Raw genomic sequence first — 18,667 nt, forward strand, 5'->3', positions numbered from 1 at the left:
ATGATGAAATACGCTATGGTAATATCACCAAAGGCACTACTATAATGAAGACGTTTTAGATAAAGCAGGTATGCTTCTTCTAATGATGACAAAAATAAAAATAAGAATGGAGTGACTCATGACTATCTCTTCAAGATGCTCATCTACAATGTTCAAAGTAAGCCTTGTTACCTTATCCGTAGCGGCGGCATCGTCTGCGTATTCCGCAGGCTTCTCTCTTGGTGACCAAAGCGCCACCGCGTCGGGGTCAGCACTTTCTACTGCGGCGGCGTCCAGCGAAGACATTTCTTTTAGCTATTGGAACCCAGCGCTTTTCCTTAATGCGAAGAAAAATACTTTCTATGTCTCTGGGGCTTACATCATGCCCAAGATGGACGTGAGTAATATTGAGGCGACAGATGCAACTCCGACAGCTGGTGGTTTTCCTGGCCCACAAGACATTTCGGGGTCATCAACTAATGCCGATTCTGTAAACAACACCATAGTACCATCCTTGTATTATGCCATGCCGTTATCTGATGATACGGTCGCGGGCTTTTCTATTAACGCCCCGTTTGGACTTTCTGGGGATTATGGGGACGATTGGGCAGGTAAATTCCATGCGACAGAAACGGGCTTGCAAGATATAGCTTTAAGCTTCTCTCTTGCCCATCGTGTCAATGATTGGTTCTCAGCGGGTGCCAGTGTGCAGGTGCATAAAGCAGAGGTGACACTCAACTCCCAAGTTGGTTTTACTGCTGGTGCTGGTGCTTATGAAGGTAGTGGTGAAATTGAAGCGGATGATATTGGCTATGGCTACAGCTTAGGTGTGTTGTTTACACCGCTGAAAGGGACTCGTGTTGGTGTAGGCTACCGTAGCAAAATCGATTTTGATTTTGAAGGCGATGTCAAATATAAAGATGTAGCTTCATTAAATCAAGTTTTGCAAGCTAATAATTATACATTAGTTAACACTGGTGTCAGTGATTCATTGACCTTCCCGGATGTGTTAACTATCAGCTTAGAGCAAGCATTAACGCCTAAATTGAAACTGGGCTTGAGTGTCATCCGCACTGGCTGGAGCTCTATGGATGATGGTTTAAACATCGACTTCGACAGTAACCAACCAAATTCAAAACTCACTTTTGGCTTTGAAGACCAATGGATGTATTCTGCAGGCTTAACTTACGATTACTCTAAAAAGCTAACATTGCGTACCGGTATCGCTCGTGATAATTCGCCTGTGACCGATGAATACCGCTCTGCGAGAACCCCAGATGGGGATCGTACCTGGTATTCAATGGGTGGTACTTACCACTTCAGTGAAACTTCATCAGCGACCTTTGCCTACACTTATGTAGACATTGAAGATGTGTCGGTTGATCGTACTGATTTAGATGAAGACAGCGCTCGAGGCACTTACAGCGCAGATTATTCTTCTTCCGCCAGCGTTATCTCGCTTGCCTATAACATGTCTTTTTAATCACATGCCTTTTTGATCAAATAAGACTTGTAGAGCGAAAATTCTTAAACCTTGTACTGAAAAGCCAGATCCCAATAGGGTCTGGCTTTTTGCTGTTTAGGGGGTAGGCATTACTATCAAGGCATTTCTATGAAAGTATGTTTAGTCATCATGGTTCTGCTGATTTCTTGCTAAATATGTATTTCTCTGTCGGTTCAACAGTCAGTTCAACAGTTGGCTAACAGTCATTTCAATCGTGATTTAATGGCGAGTAGAGTGTGGCGTGAATTTAATAGAATAGAAAATGAATAGGTCAGAGAGCGTGTAGCAAGTGTGATGAAGAATAGAGTAGGGAGTCATTGGCTTCAGCTCTATCACTCTAGACGCAGCGACAAGCTAAGAAAGACGTTTAGTAAACCATGCGCAGTTCTTTGGCTTTCTCATGGTTGTTGTTGGTCCAATCTGTCATAGGCGCTGGTTTTGCGTAGTAATAGCCCTGTAAGGTGTGACAGCCCAGTGCGATGAGCAAATTCGCTTGCTCTCTGGTTTCAATCCCTTCTGCAATCACTTTCATATTAAGAGAGAGCGCGAGCTGAATGGTGGATTTAACAATGTCTAGGTGACGTTGATCATCAGGCAGTGGCGCAACAAACCGACGATCTATTTTCAGTACCGTCGCAGGAATATCGATCAGCTGCCCCATGGTGGCTTGTCCAGTCCCAAAGTCATCAATTGCGATTACAAAACCATATTGGTGCAAGGCTTTTAATCGTTTGTGGATCAAAGGGTTTGTCATGACAGGGCTGGTTTCTGTGATTTCTAGCTCAAGCATGTCACTCAACCAAGGGTGATCTGCGGCAAGCGACATTAACAACGCAAAGAAGGCATCGTTCATCAGCTCTTGACCGGCTAAGTTAAACGCAACAGGCGTGTGGATGTGCTCGTCATGCCATTCGCTTAGCGTAGGAATCAATGAGCGAAGTAGATTCTCGGCTAGCACGGGCAATAAGCCTAGTTTTTCCGCGATATTAATAAACACAAATGGAGAGACAAAATTACCGTCTTCTTTTTGCCAGCGAGCAAGGGCTTCAAAAGAGCAAATTTGACCATTGGGTGCAACCTGAGGCTGTAACCACAAAACAATGTCATTGCGTTTTATTGCTGCACCGAGCTGCAGACCGAGCTGGTGCTCTTCCACCAACTTACGTTCAAGTTGGTGATCATAATAAGAGTATTTATCCGCACTGTTTGAGTACTCTAGTGCCATTTCACAATGCTCAAGTAGCTCTTCAGCGCTCTGACCGTTGTTTTGGTAGTACGCAATGCCAACTTGATAATCAATATTGAGTGCGTTGCCATCCATTCTTATTTGTTCAGGAAGTACGGATTTGATCAGTGCGGACAAATTACGTTGAATCAAATAGGCCTGCCCTAGTGGGAGGAAACAGGCAAATTTCACACCTCGTAAGCGACTGATAATAGTTTGATCCGATAGTCTACTTTGCAGTGTTTTTGAGAAGTTGAGAATGATGCGGTTAGCGTTGTCCTTCCCATATTGTTTGTTTAACAGCTTGAATTGACTGATACGAATAATAAACATCGCGCCAGTATAATGTGTTTTTTCTTGTTTTATTCTTTGATTTACCTGACTGCAAAAGTAATGAAAGTTTGGCAAGCGGGTAAGGGCATCAAAATGGACTAAGCGGCTATTGGTTTCTTGTGAATCTTCTAGCTCTTGTTTAAGGGCTTTTAAGTGACTGATGTTCTGCAAGTGCAGCATATAGTGGCCATGGTTTGTCAGTGTTGCCCGATGGACCTCAATATAAACATTAGCGTCTTTCTTTAATGTGCACTCAACAGCATTGGATTGCCAAAAATACCGTTCTGTTTTTTGGTTCAACGGCACCAACCAAGATTGGATTTTGCTGTTCTCAATTTTGTCTTGCTGGGAAAGTGAGAGCAGTTTACGTGCAGGCTGGTTCACCTTTAGTACTTTCCCGTATTTATTACACAGTAATGTAGGTGTGCCAGTGTGCTCAAAAATTTCTTCGTAAAGAGAGTGGTTTCTATTTAACCGGCGGTAGAGAGATTCAAGATGGGTGGCATTTTGCTCCAGGGTAAACATGATCCTAGAGACCGCAAAAGGCAAAGCGAAGTTCAAAGTGACAAAAGTCAGTACTTGGAAATAGAAAGAGGCAAAGGCGGGTACCACACCAACAGAGCCTGTGAACTCTAAGCTGCGAGAATCCGTCACAATCAAATAGAAGGAACCTAAATTTGCAACACTGAGTAAAAAAGAAAGGCGGAAACCAAACAGTAATCGTGCCATTAAGGGCAATGAGTACAATGAGATCAAACCGTATTTAGCCGCATGAGAATCATTTGAAAGAGTCACAAGCAGCAAACCAATGATGGCAAGGGTGCCAAGGAATAGAAGGGAGCTGGCTTGGGTGTATTTTTTACAGAAAAACAGCAGCGCAAATAATAAGGTTAAGCAAAGGCTATTAACAATCAGGAAAAGTTCGCTGTCTTTATCGGTCGCAATGAACAGGCTATTTAACTCAACGCCAAGGAAAACGAGCAGAGTTAAGGTGATTAAGATTCGCAGCGCACTTTGCTGAAAGGTGTTCTTGTTGTACCGGTTAAGTTGGGCACGATCAACTAAGAAAAATGCTTTTAAAAAGTCAATTAACATCGATTAACTTCACCAGCCGATAGAAAAACCTGATTCATTTCAGGGGATTACTAGAGGCTACCGAAAAATAACGATGATGACTATCCTGTTTTTGACTATAAACAAATAAAATCGAAAAGAAATCGTCAAGACGGTGCTTTTTGTTGGTTTATCTTGCTATCTTCTGGCTATTTTATGAACATTTTTTCCTTTTTGTTAGAGTAATCTCAAAGTAACGCTGAACGACAGATCCAAACGCATTCTGTTTTGGTGAGCGCTTAGAGACTTAAAGATTAGCTCTTACATTGGTAATGGAAATTATTGACCGCTGCCGTTTTTAAATCATATTCACAGGCATTTTCTCTCATCAGGTTATTGCCTTCCCAAGAGACGCTCATTACCTCTGGCGCTTTTTTTCCATAGCTTGGAATAAAGCGGTAAGCAGCAATGACATCAATACTGCTGTTTGCGCCTAGTTGAACACTTTGGCCAATTAGGCGCTGATGAGTCTCGATGTTATACAGGGTGTAATCGGTTGTGTATTCACGGCTGCCATTGCTGTGTTCAAAATTGAGCCAGATTTTACGGTAGGTCTGAGGACTGGAAGTTGGATTGGTTAAGCGCAAGCGAGTGTAAATGATTTGGGCTTGTGCAAAACTTGGTTGCGGGCGCTGTGACACCTTTATATAAGCACTGCTGTCTTTTTGCCATGCGGTTTTGGCTCCAAAAGACGCATCTACAATTTCAATGGTTTGTTTTTCAAAATGCGAACTTAGGTACTGAGTGGCATCTTTTATGGGCGCATAAAGCGCAAGAGCAGCAAGCGCGCCAATAATAAACTTATTCAGATTTAGACTTTGTCTTCTAATGCATAAACTAATCATATCCACAGCCTCGGCAGTTATTATCACTGTTTGTTTATACAGTACTGTATATAAAAACAGTAAAGCTGTATAGATGTTTTTGTAAGATTGTGTGATTTTTGTGCTTCTTTTATGATTAAGCCTGATAAATCAACAGAATAAAGAAATCTAAAAATAATGTTTGATTTTATCTAATTGATTGAAATATAAGGATATATCGATGATTCCCACAGCCTTCTTCACGGTTTTTGTGGACAAAAAAATCCGTCCCTATTTTTTAAACATTTCAGCTATTTTTGGGGATTTAATGGCAATCTAAGAGTCAATCTCTATAATGCAGCCAACTTAAAATACAGAGGTTTAATGTGGAAAAAGTGGATGTGGTGATTATTGGCGCGGGCGCATCAGGTTTGATGTGTGCAGCAACCGCAGCGTACCGTGGCAAGCGAGTTGTTGTGCTCGATCACGCAAATAAAGCAGGCAAAAAAATTCTAATGTCAGGCGGTGGTCGTTGTAACTTTACTAACATGGACGCTGCGCCAAAACATTTTTTGTCTGATAACCCGTATTTTTGTATTTCTGCGTTGCGTCGTTACTCGCCTCAGGATTTTGTTGATCTCGTAGATCGTCATGGTTTGGATTATGTTGAGAAAACGCCGGGGCAATTATTTTGCGAGCATTCAGCGAAGGATTTACTGGACATTCTCTTAACGGAAATGGAATGGTCGGGTGCCGAGCTTAAACTCAATACCAAAATCTATAACGTCGATTATCAGAATGAGCAAACGATCATCAAGACCAATCAAGGTGACTTTGCGTGTGAATCTTTGGTTATTGCCACCGGAGGCTTGTCTATCCCCACCATGGGCGCCAGTGGTTTTGGGTATGATATGGCAAAGCAAGTAGGGCACGATATTTTGCCAACCAGAGCGAGCTTGGTACCCATTACGGTACAGCCTGATCGAAAGGCTCAACTGGCAGAACTCTCAGGCATAGCGTGCGACATAGAAGCGAGTGCAAATGGCACCGCATTCCAAGAGCCAATGCTGTTTACCCATCGCGGAGTCAGTGGCCCTGCGATTTTACAAATCACCAATTTTTGGCAGCCAGGTGAAGCGCTTCATATCAACATAGCGCCTAATTTGACATTAGAAAGTCTACAAGCGGTTCGTCAAAATACACCAAAGAAAAGCTTTGAAGGCGTCTTGTCTAATTACTTGCCAAAGCGCCTAGTGGAATTGATCAAAGGGCAATTCTCTTGGTTGAATGAGCGCAGTGCGCAAACATCGAATGAGCAGATCGAAAGCTTATTTCACTACCTTGCCAATTTTGACATCGCCCCTAATGGTACAGAAGGGTATCGTACCGCAGAGGTTACTTTGGGTGGTGTGAATACCAACGAAGTGTCTTCTAAAACCTTCGAGTCCAGCAAGCAAAAAGGCCTGTATTTCATTGGCGAAGTCCTTGATGTGACAGGTTGGTTAGGCGGTTACAACTTTCAGTGGGCATGGGCCAGTGGCTTCTGCGCTGGTCAGCATGTGTGACACGTCTGCCCCATAAGGTATGTCATTCTAGTGGGTTGTTTTAATAGATGATATTAGGGGGCTTAAAGCTCATTAAACAGGGAGTTAAATGAGCTTTAAGCAATGTGTATTTTAATCGAGGCTATATAGCCGAGAGCAAACGCTGTACCGCTTCTTCAACCGTGGAGCGTGGGCAGCCTAAGTTTATCCTCATGTAACCATGACCTTCTAGGCCAAACTTCTGTCCCTTATCTAACCAAAGGCGCGCTTTTGTGAGCATGAAATGCTCTAGCTCTGGAGCGCTCATTCCCATTCCTCGACAGTCCATCCAGCTTAAATACAAAGAATCTGCCGGCAAGACTTTAATTTTGTCCGTCGCACTGTTAATGGCGTCAGCAAAGTAACTATGATTGCCTCGTAAATACTCAAGCAGCTCTTCCAGCCAAGGCTCACCATGAGTGTACGCGGCTTCCGCAGCCACCATGCCAAGAGTGTTGACTAATGGAAACATATTGCGCTCGTACTGGCGTATGAACTCGGCTCGCAAACGAGGGTTTGGGATCATTACATTGGCGCTTTGCAAACCCGGTAAATTAAACGTTTTACTTGGTGCCGTACAAGTAATGCTATTGCGCGCATAACCTTCTCCTAAAGAGGCAAAGGGAATGTGTTTTTTCAGCGGATTCATAATCAAATCTTGGTGTATTTCATCGGCAATCACCAAGACGCCATGGCGTTCACAGATATCACCCATAGTACGAAGCTCAGCCTCAGTCCAAACATTACCCGTTGGATTATGAGGGTTACTCATAATAAAGAGTTTGGTATTGGGTTGAATGGCTTGCTCGAAAATATCTGGATCAAAACCGTAACCCGTTTCTGTTCGTGTCAGCGGTGCAAGGGCCAAACGTCGGCCATTCATCAACATATCATCGTGAAAGTGTGCGTAAACTGGTGGCTGTATGAGTATGGAATCGCCCGGTGCTGAAAATGTCTGAGCGATTACTTTTAGGCTGGTAATGATACCTGGTGTATGCACGAGCCAATCTGCTTCTACTTTCCAATTAAAGCGTTTTGCCTGCCAGTTAATAACGGCCTTTTGGTAGCTTTCTGTCGCGCCGCCAGGGTAGCCAAATATGCCTTCTTCCACCGCGCCATGCAGCGCCTCAATAACAGCTTGTGGTGCGCGAAAGTCCATATCCGCGACCCACATTGGTAACGGGTTAGCCTTGGCTTCGCTTGCTTGTAATAGCTGATCAGCATGAGCCCATTTCATAGAATTTGTTTTAGAGCGATTGATTACTTCGTCAAAAATAGACTTAACAGGTAAGCTCATCTGTACTCCTAGTGATTTGATTGGTTGGCATTGTTTTCCGCCTAGGCTGGTAGTACTCCATGTTGTAAGAGCATAAAAACTGATTTATTTGTACCACGGCTTATTAAACTGAATGACCTTCTTTCTTTTCATTAACCTATGATTAAAAGTCATTTTGCCTCTCCTAGAAGTGGCACTATTTTTGATAAGACAATGTCTATTGTTTCGCTCACTCAGGGAAGCACAGTATGCTCATTGCTATTATTCCCCCGCAGCCCTCTGTCGCGCCTTAAAATAGGGCGTAAAGGCCAGTATGATTTGTGTTAAAAAACCATTCAGATGCAGGCGATAGATTCTTCTTTTAGAGCATAATTAAGCAGCAAACGAGTCATATCTTATTGATATTAAGCAGGATTCTTCGACTTGTATTTTTCTATTGAGATTGTTTTGTTCTGTTTAGTTCGAAATGATCTTTATTTGGGTTTTAATATTCCTTTAGTTTATATATGATTTGCACTCAAATCTTAATTATCTGGAGTGCTCTCATGCGTCGTCTCGTGACTCTGATGGCTTTGGTGTTGTGTGGCTGGAGTAGTTTGGTGGCCGCTGCCGATAAGTCCCTTGAAATTGGCTATATGCCCATTATTCCTGTTTCCCAAGCGTTTATTGTCTTGGAAAATAATACATTAGAGAACGCGGGCATTAGCGATCCTAAGTTGTTCAAGTTTCAAAATGGCCCTGCGATTGTACAGGCCTTGTTGGCCGGTCAGTTAGATGTTGCTTATCTTGGCATTGGGCCCGCTATGGTAGCGCGAGCGAAAGGCGCTGACATCAAAGTGGTTGCTTCTAACATTGTTGAGCAAATCAGCATGGTAGCGTTAGGTGGGTTGTCGCCTTATTTTGACAACGGCGATGCAAAAACAGCGTTTGCCCGCTTTAAAGCAGATAAAGGTCGTAAAGCCGTTATCTCCACTTTCCCTAGAGGTTCTGTACCAGAAACCGTATTGCAGTACTGGTTGCAAACGCAATTGGGCATGAGCCAAGATGAGATCAAGCAAAACATCGACATTATTTACCAAGGTGCGGCTCAGGTTCAGCAATCACTAATGACAGAAGCCGTTGATGGCGCTGCAATTCTAGAGCCTGTCGTCAGCATAGTTACGGATCGTAAGTCCGATGCGAAAGTCGTCGCGTCTGGTTCTGGTATGTTTCCACATCAGCCGGGTGCGGTGCTGGCCGTGCGTGAATCCTTGATTAATGAGCACCCTGAATGGGTAAAAGCCTTGGTGAAAGCCCATATAGCGGCAACGGACGAACTGCGTAATGATCCAGAAAAAGCGGTGAAATCGGTGGGTAAATACGTCGGTGGCGGTCGTTTACCTGCAAAAATTGTCTTAAATGCGCTAAAGAACTCACGCGATCAGTTTCAAGCAGACCCAAATGCCATCATCGATGGCACTCGTACCATGCGTGATTTTCAAGCAAGTCAGGGCACACTCAAAGCGAGTGTCGACCTTAACGCCTTGTTTGATGTGCGCTTCTATAATGAGTTAATTAAGGAGTAATTCCCCGTCATGGCATTACAAGCTCATCCTTTGACACGCTCTCGATCGGGGCGTGCCTTACTGGGAATGATAGGTGTGGCGGCGTTTGTCATGCTCTGGAAATACGCTCAATCGGCAGGCTGGGCGGCAGCAGGAACTATCCCAGACCCATTTAGATTGCCACAAGCATTGGCCGATGAGTGGACCTCAGGACGTTTGATACCGGCGGTTCTTTCCAGCTTGGTTCACTACATCTGGGGCTTAGCCATTGGTACTTTTCTTGGTTTCTTGATTGGTACATTGGCAGCGTCTTCATCCTTGTTAGACGCATTGCACGCTTGGCTAGCACGGATTCTACGACCGATTCCTCCGTTGGCCTGGGTCGTTTTTGCTATTGCTTGGTTTAAAGTAAGTCATGCCGGAGCCGCGTTCGTGATTGCGATTGGCGTGTTTTGGGTAAACTACTTTGCGACCTATTCTGCGGTTCGTAATGTGGATTCTCGCTTTTATGAACTGGCGCGTGCTTTTGGTCAAAATGGGCATTTGCGTCAGGCGCTTCAAGTGACCTTGCCTGGGGCAGCGACGGGTATTTTTTCCGGCATTCGAACCGGTATCGGACAAGCTTGGATGACGTTAATCGCCGCCGAATTGTTGGGTGTTCCAGGTATGGGGCAGGAAATGAATTCGGCCGCTGGCGTAGGAGCTTACGAAGTGGTTGTGGTTTACATGCTGATTATCTCTCTGGTTTACACCTTGAGCGATACCCTGTTTGGTTTTATTGAGAAGCGAGTGTTGACATGGCGCCCATCCTAAATATTGAAGGCCTGAGCTATCACTATGGTGAAAGCCCAGAGCCTGTTTTTGCTAACTTGGATCTTCGTATTGAAGACGGTGAGTTTATCGCAGTCGTGGGTGGCTCTGGCGTTGGCAAATCGACCTTGTTACGCTGTGTTGCTGGTCTTGCTACGGCGAGTCATGGCAGCATCTCACTGCAAGTTGAGGAAGACAATACTCGCCGCTCTCGTGGCGTTGTGTTCCAAGACGGCCGCCTAATGCCTTGGCGTCGTTTGCGCAGTAATGTGGCTTACGGTCTTAAAGGTCTTAAGCTCACCGCGCAAGAAAAAGCCAATCGTGTTGACGAAGTGCTAAAGCTCGCTCGACTTGATGAGCTGGCTGACCGTTGGCCCCATCAATTGTCAGGTGGGCAAATACAGCGTGGTGGTATCGCCAGAGCATTGGCGGTTAAGCCTCACTTATTGTTGATGGACGAGCCGTTCAGCGCGGTGGACGCTATCACGCGTCAGCATTTGCAAGATCAGTTATTAGCGATCTGGGAACAGACACGCAAAGCGGTGATGTTTATTACCCACGATATTGAAGAAGCCATTTATTTGGCGGATCGAGTGGTGGTGCTGTCCGGTTCACCGGCGAACGTCGTGTTAGACCAAGCTATTGACCTGCCACGTCCTCGTCGCCGTGGCTCCGATGCTCTGCAAACATTGGCTCAAGACATCGCCAACGCACTTTAATTTTTAGAAGGAAACCGTCATGGCTGTTACTCAGTTATTGATTCATGCACCCACAGTGGATGCTCTGAAGCGAGCTCAGAATAATGCTCGCAACTTGCTTAAATTGGAATCCGACGCCCAAGTGGAAATCGTCGTAAATGGCCCAGCTGCCGCATTGGCGGTTACCCTGACTGACGAAGATATTTTAAGCCGCTTGGTGCTTTGTCGTAATAGCCTTCAAGCGCAATCACTTTCTGCTCAAGAAGGCGTTAAGCAAGTCGATGCAGCGGTTCAGTACCTTGCTCATCAGCAAGCGAAGGGGTGGGCTTACCTCCGCGCTTAAGCCAGTTAACAAAGCGATGCTCATCGAGAAAGTTGTGCCTAACATCACCGACTCGGTGAGCTTTCTATCGCGGGCCTCATGTTAATCCCCATTCTATCTTGATCTTTATAGTGACCGAGATATAAATGGTCACAATTGAATAGCCAAATAAAGCCAGTTGACTCTTACAATAAAACAACCAAAATGACGTTTGATATAGATAGGAAGTAATAAGAGGGTGTTGCAAAAAGGAACGGGTATTTATGATTTCTTTTGTGAAATAACACTCGATATTTTTTTTGTGTCTTACTTTAATCGACAAGTCATTGTTTACTAAAAATAATGACGGTGTATGCTCATCCCACGCTTAATTCTATGATCTAGTGGTGACTAATGCATAAACTACCTCCGCGTGCACTCGAATATTTAAATGCCATCGCTCGTTATAAAACCTTACGTAAAGCCGCCAGTCGTTTAAATGTAGACCCTTCGGCGGTGAGCCGTTTGTTGTCTCAGTTAGAGGACAACTTGCAGCTGCCGATTTGGGATAGAACCAATAATCGCAATCCGATAACCCCCGCTGGGGATGAATTACTGCAATATTATCGAAAAATGTGCGCCAGTGAGCAGGCCACGTTATCAAGGCTGGACGATTTACTGAACCTGCGCACAGGGGAGGTACGTATTGCCGTTGCAGAAGGCATTATTAGTGATCTCATTTCATCGCCCTTGCAGTCGTTTCTAAAAAAACACAAAGACATTCAGCTGACAGTCGAAATGGCGGGCGCACAAGACGCGGTGAATTTACTGCAAGAAGAGCATATTGATTTTGCTTTAACCTATGCATCGGTTAACCACCCTAAGTTGCATTGCCACCTAGAAACCGACCACCCATTAGAGCTTATCGTGCCACCAGGGCATGAGCTGACACAGCGAAAGACACCAGTAACCTTTGCCTCGGTTGCGGACTATCCCATTGCGCTGATTGATAAATCAACTGGTATGGGAAGGCTTGTTACCCTTGCAGAAGAAGTAAACCATCTGAAATTATCACCCAGCTTACGAACCAACTCAGTCGCCGCCTTGAAAAGTTTTGTCATGTCAGGCTTGGGCATTACTTTTATGCCAAGAATGACGGTGTCAGAAGAAATTAAACAGGGGCGTATTGTGGTGGTTCCCATAGTGAATAGCATTTTTCCTCAAGCAAAGGTTCGCGTGCTAAGTGTCGAAGGCCGAGAGCTAACGCTGGCGGCGCAGGCATTATTGGATCACCTGTCTGAAACCATGACCTTTCTAGCGCACCGCTGACGTTTTGGCAAACGAGCGCGGTAAAACAGGCTTACTAAACAACGAACACCGACAATAGTCACACTAGGAAATGGCAATTTGGTGTCTTTATTTTTACCCTGTTGACTTAATATCAACGCTTTGTCACTTGTGATGTCAACAAGTCAAGTTTAGTTTGTTGGATGTAGAAACAAGATAATAAAAAATGTAAAAAGGCTCTGAAATCATAAAACTATAAAGGAACGTAACATGAACATTATGAACAAAATGTTGGGTAACAATCGTTTAGTGAAAACATTGGCGTTAGGCGCCGCGCTAACGACGCTATCCTTCTCTGTGAGTGCTCAAACCATCAACCTAAGTTACAACGGCGCGCCAGATGCTGATAAAAATGCCGTGCATTTATTCGCGACCAACCTACAAAAGTTCGTTGCTGAGAAAACCAATGGCGACCTTAAAATTAAACTTTACCCAAACAGTATGCTGGGCGACGAAGATGAACGCATGGAGCAGGTGCTGAATACACCAAGTTTAAACATTGCGTCCTTTGGTGGTATTTCCCCTTTGTTCCCAGAGATTTTTGTCAGCGCGACGCCTTTCTTGTTTGATGACTTTGCTCAAGCACACACGTTTTTTGACCAAGGTGAATATTGGAAAGCCGTGCAAAAAAGCTTCTATGAGCGCACCAATGGTCATTTGATGGCGGTTGTGGAAGAGGGGGGGTTCCTTGCATTTACAAACAATCAGCGTCCGATCAAATCGCCTGCCGACTTCGACGGTTTGCGCTTTCGAGCAATGGACAAAAGTCAGGTTGCCCTTTACAACGCCTTTGGCGCCTCAGGCACCCCAATCCCGTGGACAGAAGTGTATCTAGCGCTGAAAACAGGCGTTGCCGATGGTCAAATGAACCCGCCTATGTACATCATTTTGGGCAGTTTGTTTGAAGTTCAAAAGTACATGACGCTGGCGAACATTCAATATTCGGATCAATTCCTAGTTGGTAACGATGAGCTTCTAAAAAGCCTATCGAAAAAAGACAAAGAAGCCTTGTTAGCGGCGGTAAAAGAAGCCAACGACATCAACCGAGTCTCGGTTGAAAGTAAGGTAGACGAGCGTATTGCTTACCTGAAAGAAAAAGGTGTTCAGGTGTATCAGCCAACCGCGGAAGAGTTAGAAGCGTTCCGTAAAGTCGGCCAACCTTCTTACTTCAAATGGTTGGAAGAAGAAGGGATTGACCAAAAATGGGTGGATCTAGCGCTGAAAGATGCTGGTTTTGAAAAGTAATCTTGTTTAATTTGGCGCCTTCGGGCGCCTCTTTGAGGCTCTTATGACACTACAACGTATTCGAATGACCCTATACAAAGCGATGTTGTTGCTCTCAGCCAGTATTCTCGCTTTCAACGTGTTGCTGATCTTGTATAGCGTGTTTACCCGTTACATTTTAAATCATTCTCCCATTTGGTCCGATGAACTTTCCCGCTACGCCATCATCGCTAGCGTCCTCTTAGCCATGTCGTGCGCCTATATGGATTCGCGCCATATGAAGGTCGCCTTTTTAGAGCAGACGGTTAACTCAAAATTGCGCTCCGTCATTCAGATGTACCAATGGTTGGTCATTCTGGGCGTGTCCTGTTTCTTTGTTTATGTTAGCGCACGTTACTCCCTTTCTTTAGGCAAATTCTCCACCATGGGGCTGGGCATAAGCAAAACCATTCCCTTGTTGTCCGTGCCTATTGGCTTTACCGCTTTGTTCGTCATGGTGTTGATTAAAGGGCCTTTTCCTGAGAAAGGTTCATTAAGGAAAGAAGTATGTTAGCTGCAATCATTGGCACTTTTTTAGTAAATATTCTGCTCGGTGTTCCCTTATTTATTTGCTTATTACTCGCCGCGTTAATCGGTTTTGTTTTTGTGGATTTTTCATTGGCTTATCGAATGATCCCACAACAGTTTTTTGGTGGAATTGACTCATTTGCATTAATGGCCATCCCGCTGTTTATTTTTGCCGGTAACCTGATGAACACCTCGGGGCTAACCTCACAATTGATTCGTCTAGCCAACTCTTTGGTAGGGCATTTACGAGGGGGCTTGGGTTATGTAAACGTCATCTCCAGTGTGTTCTTTGCAGGGGTGAATGGTTCAGCGGTGGCAGATACGTCGGCGTTAGGCTCATTGCTTGTCCCGGCGATGAAAAAAGAAGGCTATGCCACGAACTATGCCGCAGGGTTAACTGCCGCCAGTTCCTTGATCGGGCCGATTATTCCGCCCAGCATCTTTATGATTTTGTACGCTTCTTTAACCAATACATCGGTTGGTGATTTGTTTCTTGCAGGGGTGATCCCAGGCTTGTTACTGGGCAGTGCGTTTTTAGTGATGAACTATTTATACGTGCGCAAAGTCGGCATACAGAGTCAGCATGAGCGTGCCACTTTTAAAGGCATTATCCAAGCTTTTTGGTATTCGGCACCGGCCTTGATTGCGCCTTTTATTATTGTCTCCAGTATTGTCTTTGGCTTTGTAACACCGACAGAATCAGGCGCCTTAATCGTGGCTTATGCGATCATTTTAGGGGTGCTAAACCGCACGCTTAATTGGCGCAAACTGTTTGATTCCCTAGCGGATACGGCCATTTTGACTGGCACCATTTTTGTCATTATCGCGGCGTCTTCTGTGATCAGTTGGTTGCTTGCTTATGCCCAGCTGCCCGCGCAATTGGCGGAATACTTAGAACCGTTTAAAAACAACCCAACGGCCGTTTTACTGATCCTGAGCTTGCTCACCTTCTTTATTGGCATGCTGATGGAAGAAGTGTCTGCCTTGATGTTGTTGACGCCGGTCTTTTTTCCGGTGGCCATCGCGTCAGGCGTCGACCCAATACACCTTGGCGTAGTGATCACCATCAATATAACGATTGCTCTGATTACCCCACCCATGGGCGCGTGCGTCTTTGTCGCAGCGGCGGTGAGTAAAATAGACATTACTGAAATGTTTAAGAGTATCTGGCCGTTTGTGTTGGTGGCTATTTGCGCTCAAGTTCTCGTGATTTGCTTTCCAGACTTAACTTTATTTTTACCTGGTGTTTTTAAATAATATGAAGAGCCTTCAGCAATTACCCATCTCTAAGTGCGGTGAATTCTCTTGGAGTGAATACAAAGCCATTGAGATTGTTGACAATGGCGAGGCATTAATTCCATTAAGCACATCGAGTCAATTAGTGACTTACCCCTTTTACGCCAAAATGGGCATAGCAAACGCCATGTCTGAGTGCTTTGTTAGGGAGAGTGTGTTTGAAAAGCTTCATCAAGTCGTCAAGCTGATCCCCGAAGGGAAGAGGCTGGTGGTGCTTGATGGCTGGCGACCTTTCTCGGTTCAGCAGCACCTTTTTGATACGCTCATTAATATCCTTAAAAAGTCGTTTCCGGATCATTCAGAGCCGTATTTGCATGAGAAGGCAAAGCGTCTTGTGTCGCCGCCGAGCAGTGATATAAAGGCGCCAAGCCCGCATATTACGGGCGGCTCTGTCGACGTCACCCTATGTGATGACATGGGGCGTTTTTTAGACATGGGGACACACTTCGACGAGGCCAATACCTTGTCATGGACCGATGCGCTAGAGAATGAGGATTATACGAACCGTGAGGCGCAAGAAAATCGTCGTATTCTCTACCATGCAATGAGCGAAGTGGGCTTTACCAACCTGCCGAGCGAGTGGTGGCATTATGATTTCGGCAATCAACTGTGGGCGTATCGAACCAAGGCTTCGCACGCTCAGTATGGCGTGACACGCCCAAGAGACATCATCAAACAATGGGAAAGTGAGATTTTAGACAACAAGTTTATCTAGTCGCAAAAAAGCAATAGAGTCGATCTGTGACTCTATTGCTGACTTTCCATATTTTTAATCTCTTTTGGTAACGAGATTAAAAATGGTTTTCAGATAACACCTCTTCCAGTAATAGTTGACCGCCGCGCGGGTAGGCGGCTTTTTCTGCTTTGCCGATGGCAATCATCATGGCGATGACGTACCCCTTGGGTAAGCGAATTAAGCGCGCTACTTCTTCTCTATCAAAGCCAACCATTGGGCAACTGTCGTAATCCAATCCTTTGGCCGCTAGCATGATGGTTTGAGCAACAATGCCACATGAACGCATGGCTTCATCGCGTTGAATTTGCTCTTTTCCAGCATAAAAAGCGTGCATCATGGGCAGCAATATATCTTGACTTTCTTGTGGGCTATTAGCGACATAACGTTCTGGTCTGTCGCTCCAAGCATTAACATCGGCACATAAAACGATCAATTCAGCCGCGTCCGCTACTTGTGCTTGCCCCCAGGCTGCGTCTTTCATTTTATGTCTGTGCAGTTGGTCTGTGACTCGAATAAAGCGCCAGTGTTGAATATTGTAAGAGGTAGGAGAGAGTATGGCTGCCGACATTATTTTATCGAAATCTTCTGCTGGCATTTTGCTCTCTTTTTGATAGTGCTTAACCGCTCTACGTTGCTCAATAGCCTGAAAAACCTTCATAATTTCCCCTTAATTTTGATCTGTTGTTTGCTTGATAGATGACTAATAGATGACTAATAGATTGCTTGATAAATTGTTTGCTTGGCTGTCAGCGAGGCCGTGCTTTACGAACGTGACTGTAAAGGCTTTCTGGTTGACTGATAAGTGGGGATGTCGGAAACTCATTGTTGAGTTTTAGTTGACAGTGGTGAGTGGAATGGAAACTTTTTCGGCAATACCTGTGTTTGTGGCCGTGGTGGAACATGGCAGCTTTTCTCAGGCGGCGATACGGCTAGGAACTAGCAAGTCTGCTGTGAGCAAGCGGATACGAGAGTTAGAAACTAAACTCGGCGTGCAATTAATACACAGAACCACAAGACGATTGAGTTTGACCGAAGCAGGGGAGCGTTATGCGGAATACGCTTTTAAAGCCTTTAGCGCTGCCAGCGAGGGGATTGATTCCGTCACTCAGTTGCAAGGAAAGCCAAAAGGCTTACTTAAGATCAATACGCCAATGTCATTTGGCCGCTTACACATCGCGCCTTTGGTCGCAGACTTTCTTGCCCTGTACCCAGACATTGAGCTCAACATGGTCATGGACGACAAGGTGTTTGATTTGGTAGAAGGCGGTTTTGACTTGGCTATCCGAGCGGGAAACTTACAAGATTCCAGCCTAATCGCCAGGCGTTTGGCGCCCTGTCGCAGTGTGATTTGTGCGTCTCCTGACTACTTAGCAAAGAACCCGCTTCCGCTGACACCTGACGATTTACTCAAACATAATTGCATCCATTATTCGTATTTTAGCGGTGGCAGTGAATGGACATTACTGGGTGAATCCGAGCCTGTTAAAGTCAAAATCCGTGGTAACTACCAGGTTAATAACAGCGAAGCCTTGCAGCAAGCCGTGTTAGCAGGACTAGGCGTCGCTAAGATCCCGACCTTCATTGTGGGTAAAGACATTGCGTCAGGGAAGTTAGTCCCCTTGCTGACGGATTATGATCTACCGCTGCAAACATTGTATGCGGTTTTCCCTGAACGCCGTTATTTGCCGACTAAGGTTCGTGTGTTTCTTGATTTTATTGTCGATAGACTGGGCGGAGATCACCCCTATTGGGATAAGCAATAACAAAGCGTCGACTGTGCTTTGAGCGCAGCAAAAGTCGCTATGAGGTGGCTTTGCTCTGGCGATGTGTATTTCTTTAAATGTCCAGTTATGTTATAAAGTAACAAATTGTTTTTGGGGTCGACTTTTCTTGTTTGGCATCGCCATAAACACTTTAAAAACAATCACTTTTGACGAACTTTATTGATACGGTCTCCAAGCTAACGCATGCCACAAAAGCAACCTACATTGAGTCAGATTATCTGCTGCGTTTTATTGGTGCTTGCGCTTGGTTTTATATCGAGCGCACACGATACGGACCCAGATGAGGTTCATCACCAGCACCATCAATGTGAGTTGTTTCATTTTTCTCAACAGTGGCTGCCTGCTACTGAATTTGTCTGGCCTGTGGTGTATCCATCTCCCCAGCGCAGTATTCCTCTGTTTGTTTCCTTCTTTACTTTTGTTGCCCTAACGTCTCGCGCTCGGGCCCCGCCGCTATTTCGTTCTTTTCCTAACCTTTATTAACAAGAAAATTGACCATGCTGAAATTGGCTCTTATGGGGGCCATGATCAGGATGCGTCTGTC

17 protein-coding genes are annotated in these 18,667 nt (G+C 45.0%); 13 read left to right on the top strand and 4 right to left on the bottom strand.

Annotated elements, in window-relative coordinates; translation table 11 throughout:
- Positions 1–148: 148 nt before the first annotated feature.
- On the top strand, positions 149–1,462 hold the full coding sequence (locus E0D71_RS11515) for an outer membrane protein transport protein (RefSeq protein ID WP_243712026.1): 1,314 nt from the start codon (positions 149–151) through the stop codon (positions 1,460–1,462).
- A gap of 388 nt (positions 1,463–1,850) precedes the next feature.
- Here E0D71_RS11515 and E0D71_RS11520 read toward each other — a convergent pair whose 3' ends face one another.
- A complete protein-coding gene (locus E0D71_RS11520; protein WP_133003457.1) occupies positions 1,851–4,136 on the bottom strand; it encodes a bifunctional diguanylate cyclase/phosphodiesterase in 2,286 nt (761 codons plus the stop codon).
- A gap of 272 nt (positions 4,137–4,408) precedes the next feature.
- On the bottom strand, positions 4,409–4,999 hold the full coding sequence (locus tag E0D71_RS11525; protein WP_133003458.1) for a hypothetical protein: 591 nt from the start codon (positions 4,997–4,999) through the stop codon (positions 4,409–4,411).
- 344 nt (positions 5,000–5,343) lie between these two features.
- Between E0D71_RS11525 and E0D71_RS11530 the strand changes: the two genes are divergently transcribed.
- Entirely contained in the window at positions 5,344–6,522 is a 1,179-nt protein-coding gene (locus tag E0D71_RS11530) for an NAD(P)/FAD-dependent oxidoreductase (protein ID WP_133003459.1), read from the top strand.
- Between the two features lie 121 nt (positions 6,523–6,643).
- Here the strand turns inward: E0D71_RS11530 and E0D71_RS11535 are convergent, their stop codons facing one another.
- Complete coding sequence (locus E0D71_RS11535) at positions 6,644–7,837, bottom strand: MalY/PatB family protein (RefSeq protein WP_133003460.1); 1,194 nt, start codon at positions 7,835–7,837, stop codon at positions 6,644–6,646.
- 524 nt (positions 7,838–8,361) lie between these two features.
- Here E0D71_RS11535 and E0D71_RS11540 point away from each other — a divergent pair.
- From E0D71_RS11540 to E0D71_RS11580, 9 genes are all read left to right on the top strand, one after another.
- The gene (locus tag E0D71_RS11540; RefSeq protein WP_133003461.1) at positions 8,362–9,381 is read left to right on the top strand and encodes an ABC transporter substrate-binding protein; all 1,020 of its coding nucleotides are present in this window, start codon (positions 8,362–8,364) and stop codon (positions 9,379–9,381) included.
- A 9-nt stretch (positions 9,382–9,390) separates the two neighbouring features.
- The gene (locus E0D71_RS11545; protein WP_207923384.1) at positions 9,391–10,173 is read left to right on the top strand and encodes an ABC transporter permease; all 783 of its coding nucleotides are present in this window, start codon (positions 9,391–9,393) and stop codon (positions 10,171–10,173) included.
- Positions 10,158–10,889: an ABC transporter ATP-binding protein gene (locus tag E0D71_RS11550; RefSeq protein WP_133003462.1), complete on the top strand. Its 732-nt coding sequence runs from the start codon at positions 10,158–10,160 to the stop codon at positions 10,887–10,889. Before E0D71_RS11545 ends, E0D71_RS11550 begins: the two co-directional genes overlap by 16 nt.
- 19 nt (positions 10,890–10,908) lie before the next feature.
- Positions 10,909–11,211 carry a hypothetical protein gene (locus E0D71_RS11555; RefSeq protein ID WP_133003463.1) on the top strand — a complete coding sequence of 101 codons (303 nt, stop codon included), beginning with the start codon at positions 10,909–10,911 and terminating at the stop codon, positions 11,209–11,211.
- Positions 11,212–11,583: 372 nt separating this feature from the next.
- On the top strand, positions 11,584–12,498 hold the full coding sequence (locus tag E0D71_RS11560; protein WP_133003464.1) for a LysR family transcriptional regulator: 915 nt from the start codon (positions 11,584–11,586) through the stop codon (positions 12,496–12,498).
- A 228-nt stretch (positions 12,499–12,726) separates the two neighbouring features.
- Entirely contained in the window at positions 12,727–13,761 is a 1,035-nt protein-coding gene (dctP, locus tag E0D71_RS11565; RefSeq protein WP_133003465.1) for a TRAP transporter substrate-binding protein DctP, read from the top strand.
- 43 nt (positions 13,762–13,804) lie between these two features.
- Positions 13,805–14,293 carry a TRAP transporter small permease gene (locus E0D71_RS11570; protein WP_133003466.1) on the top strand — a complete coding sequence of 163 codons (489 nt, stop codon included), beginning with the start codon at positions 13,805–13,807 and terminating at the stop codon, positions 14,291–14,293.
- Complete coding sequence (locus tag E0D71_RS11575; RefSeq protein WP_133003467.1) at positions 14,287–15,564, top strand: TRAP transporter large permease; 1,278 nt, start codon at positions 14,287–14,289, stop codon at positions 15,562–15,564. Before E0D71_RS11570 ends, E0D71_RS11575 begins: the two co-directional genes overlap by 7 nt.
- Position 15,565: 1 nt before the next feature.
- On the top strand, positions 15,566–16,318 hold the full coding sequence (locus tag E0D71_RS11580) for a M15 family metallopeptidase (protein ID WP_133003468.1): 753 nt from the start codon (positions 15,566–15,568) through the stop codon (positions 16,316–16,318).
- A gap of 76 nt (positions 16,319–16,394) precedes the next feature.
- On the opposite strand, the gene E0D71_RS11585 is transcribed toward E0D71_RS11580, so the two are convergent.
- Positions 16,395–16,997 carry a nitroreductase family protein gene (locus tag E0D71_RS11585; protein ID WP_133003469.1) on the bottom strand — a complete coding sequence of 201 codons (603 nt, stop codon included), beginning with the start codon at positions 16,995–16,997 and terminating at the stop codon, positions 16,395–16,397.
- Between the two features lie 196 nt (positions 16,998–17,193).
- Between E0D71_RS11585 and E0D71_RS11590 the strand changes: the two genes are divergently transcribed.
- Positions 17,194–18,102, top strand: coding sequence for a LysR family transcriptional regulator (locus tag E0D71_RS11590; protein ID WP_133003470.1), 909 nt, complete (start codon positions 17,194–17,196; stop codon positions 18,100–18,102).
- 204 nt (positions 18,103–18,306) lie between these two features.
- Positions 18,307–18,606 (top strand): DUF2607 family protein, encoded by a 300-nt coding sequence (locus tag E0D71_RS11595; RefSeq protein WP_133003471.1) that lies wholly within the window; start codon positions 18,307–18,309, stop codon positions 18,604–18,606.
- The last annotated feature ends 61 nt before the right edge of the window (positions 18,607–18,667 follow it).

The sequence above is a fragment of the Marinomonas sp. KMM3893 genome (assembly GCF_004352855.1).
Classification (GTDB): Bacteria; Pseudomonadota; Gammaproteobacteria; order Pseudomonadales; family Marinomonadaceae; genus Marinomonas; species Marinomonas arenicola.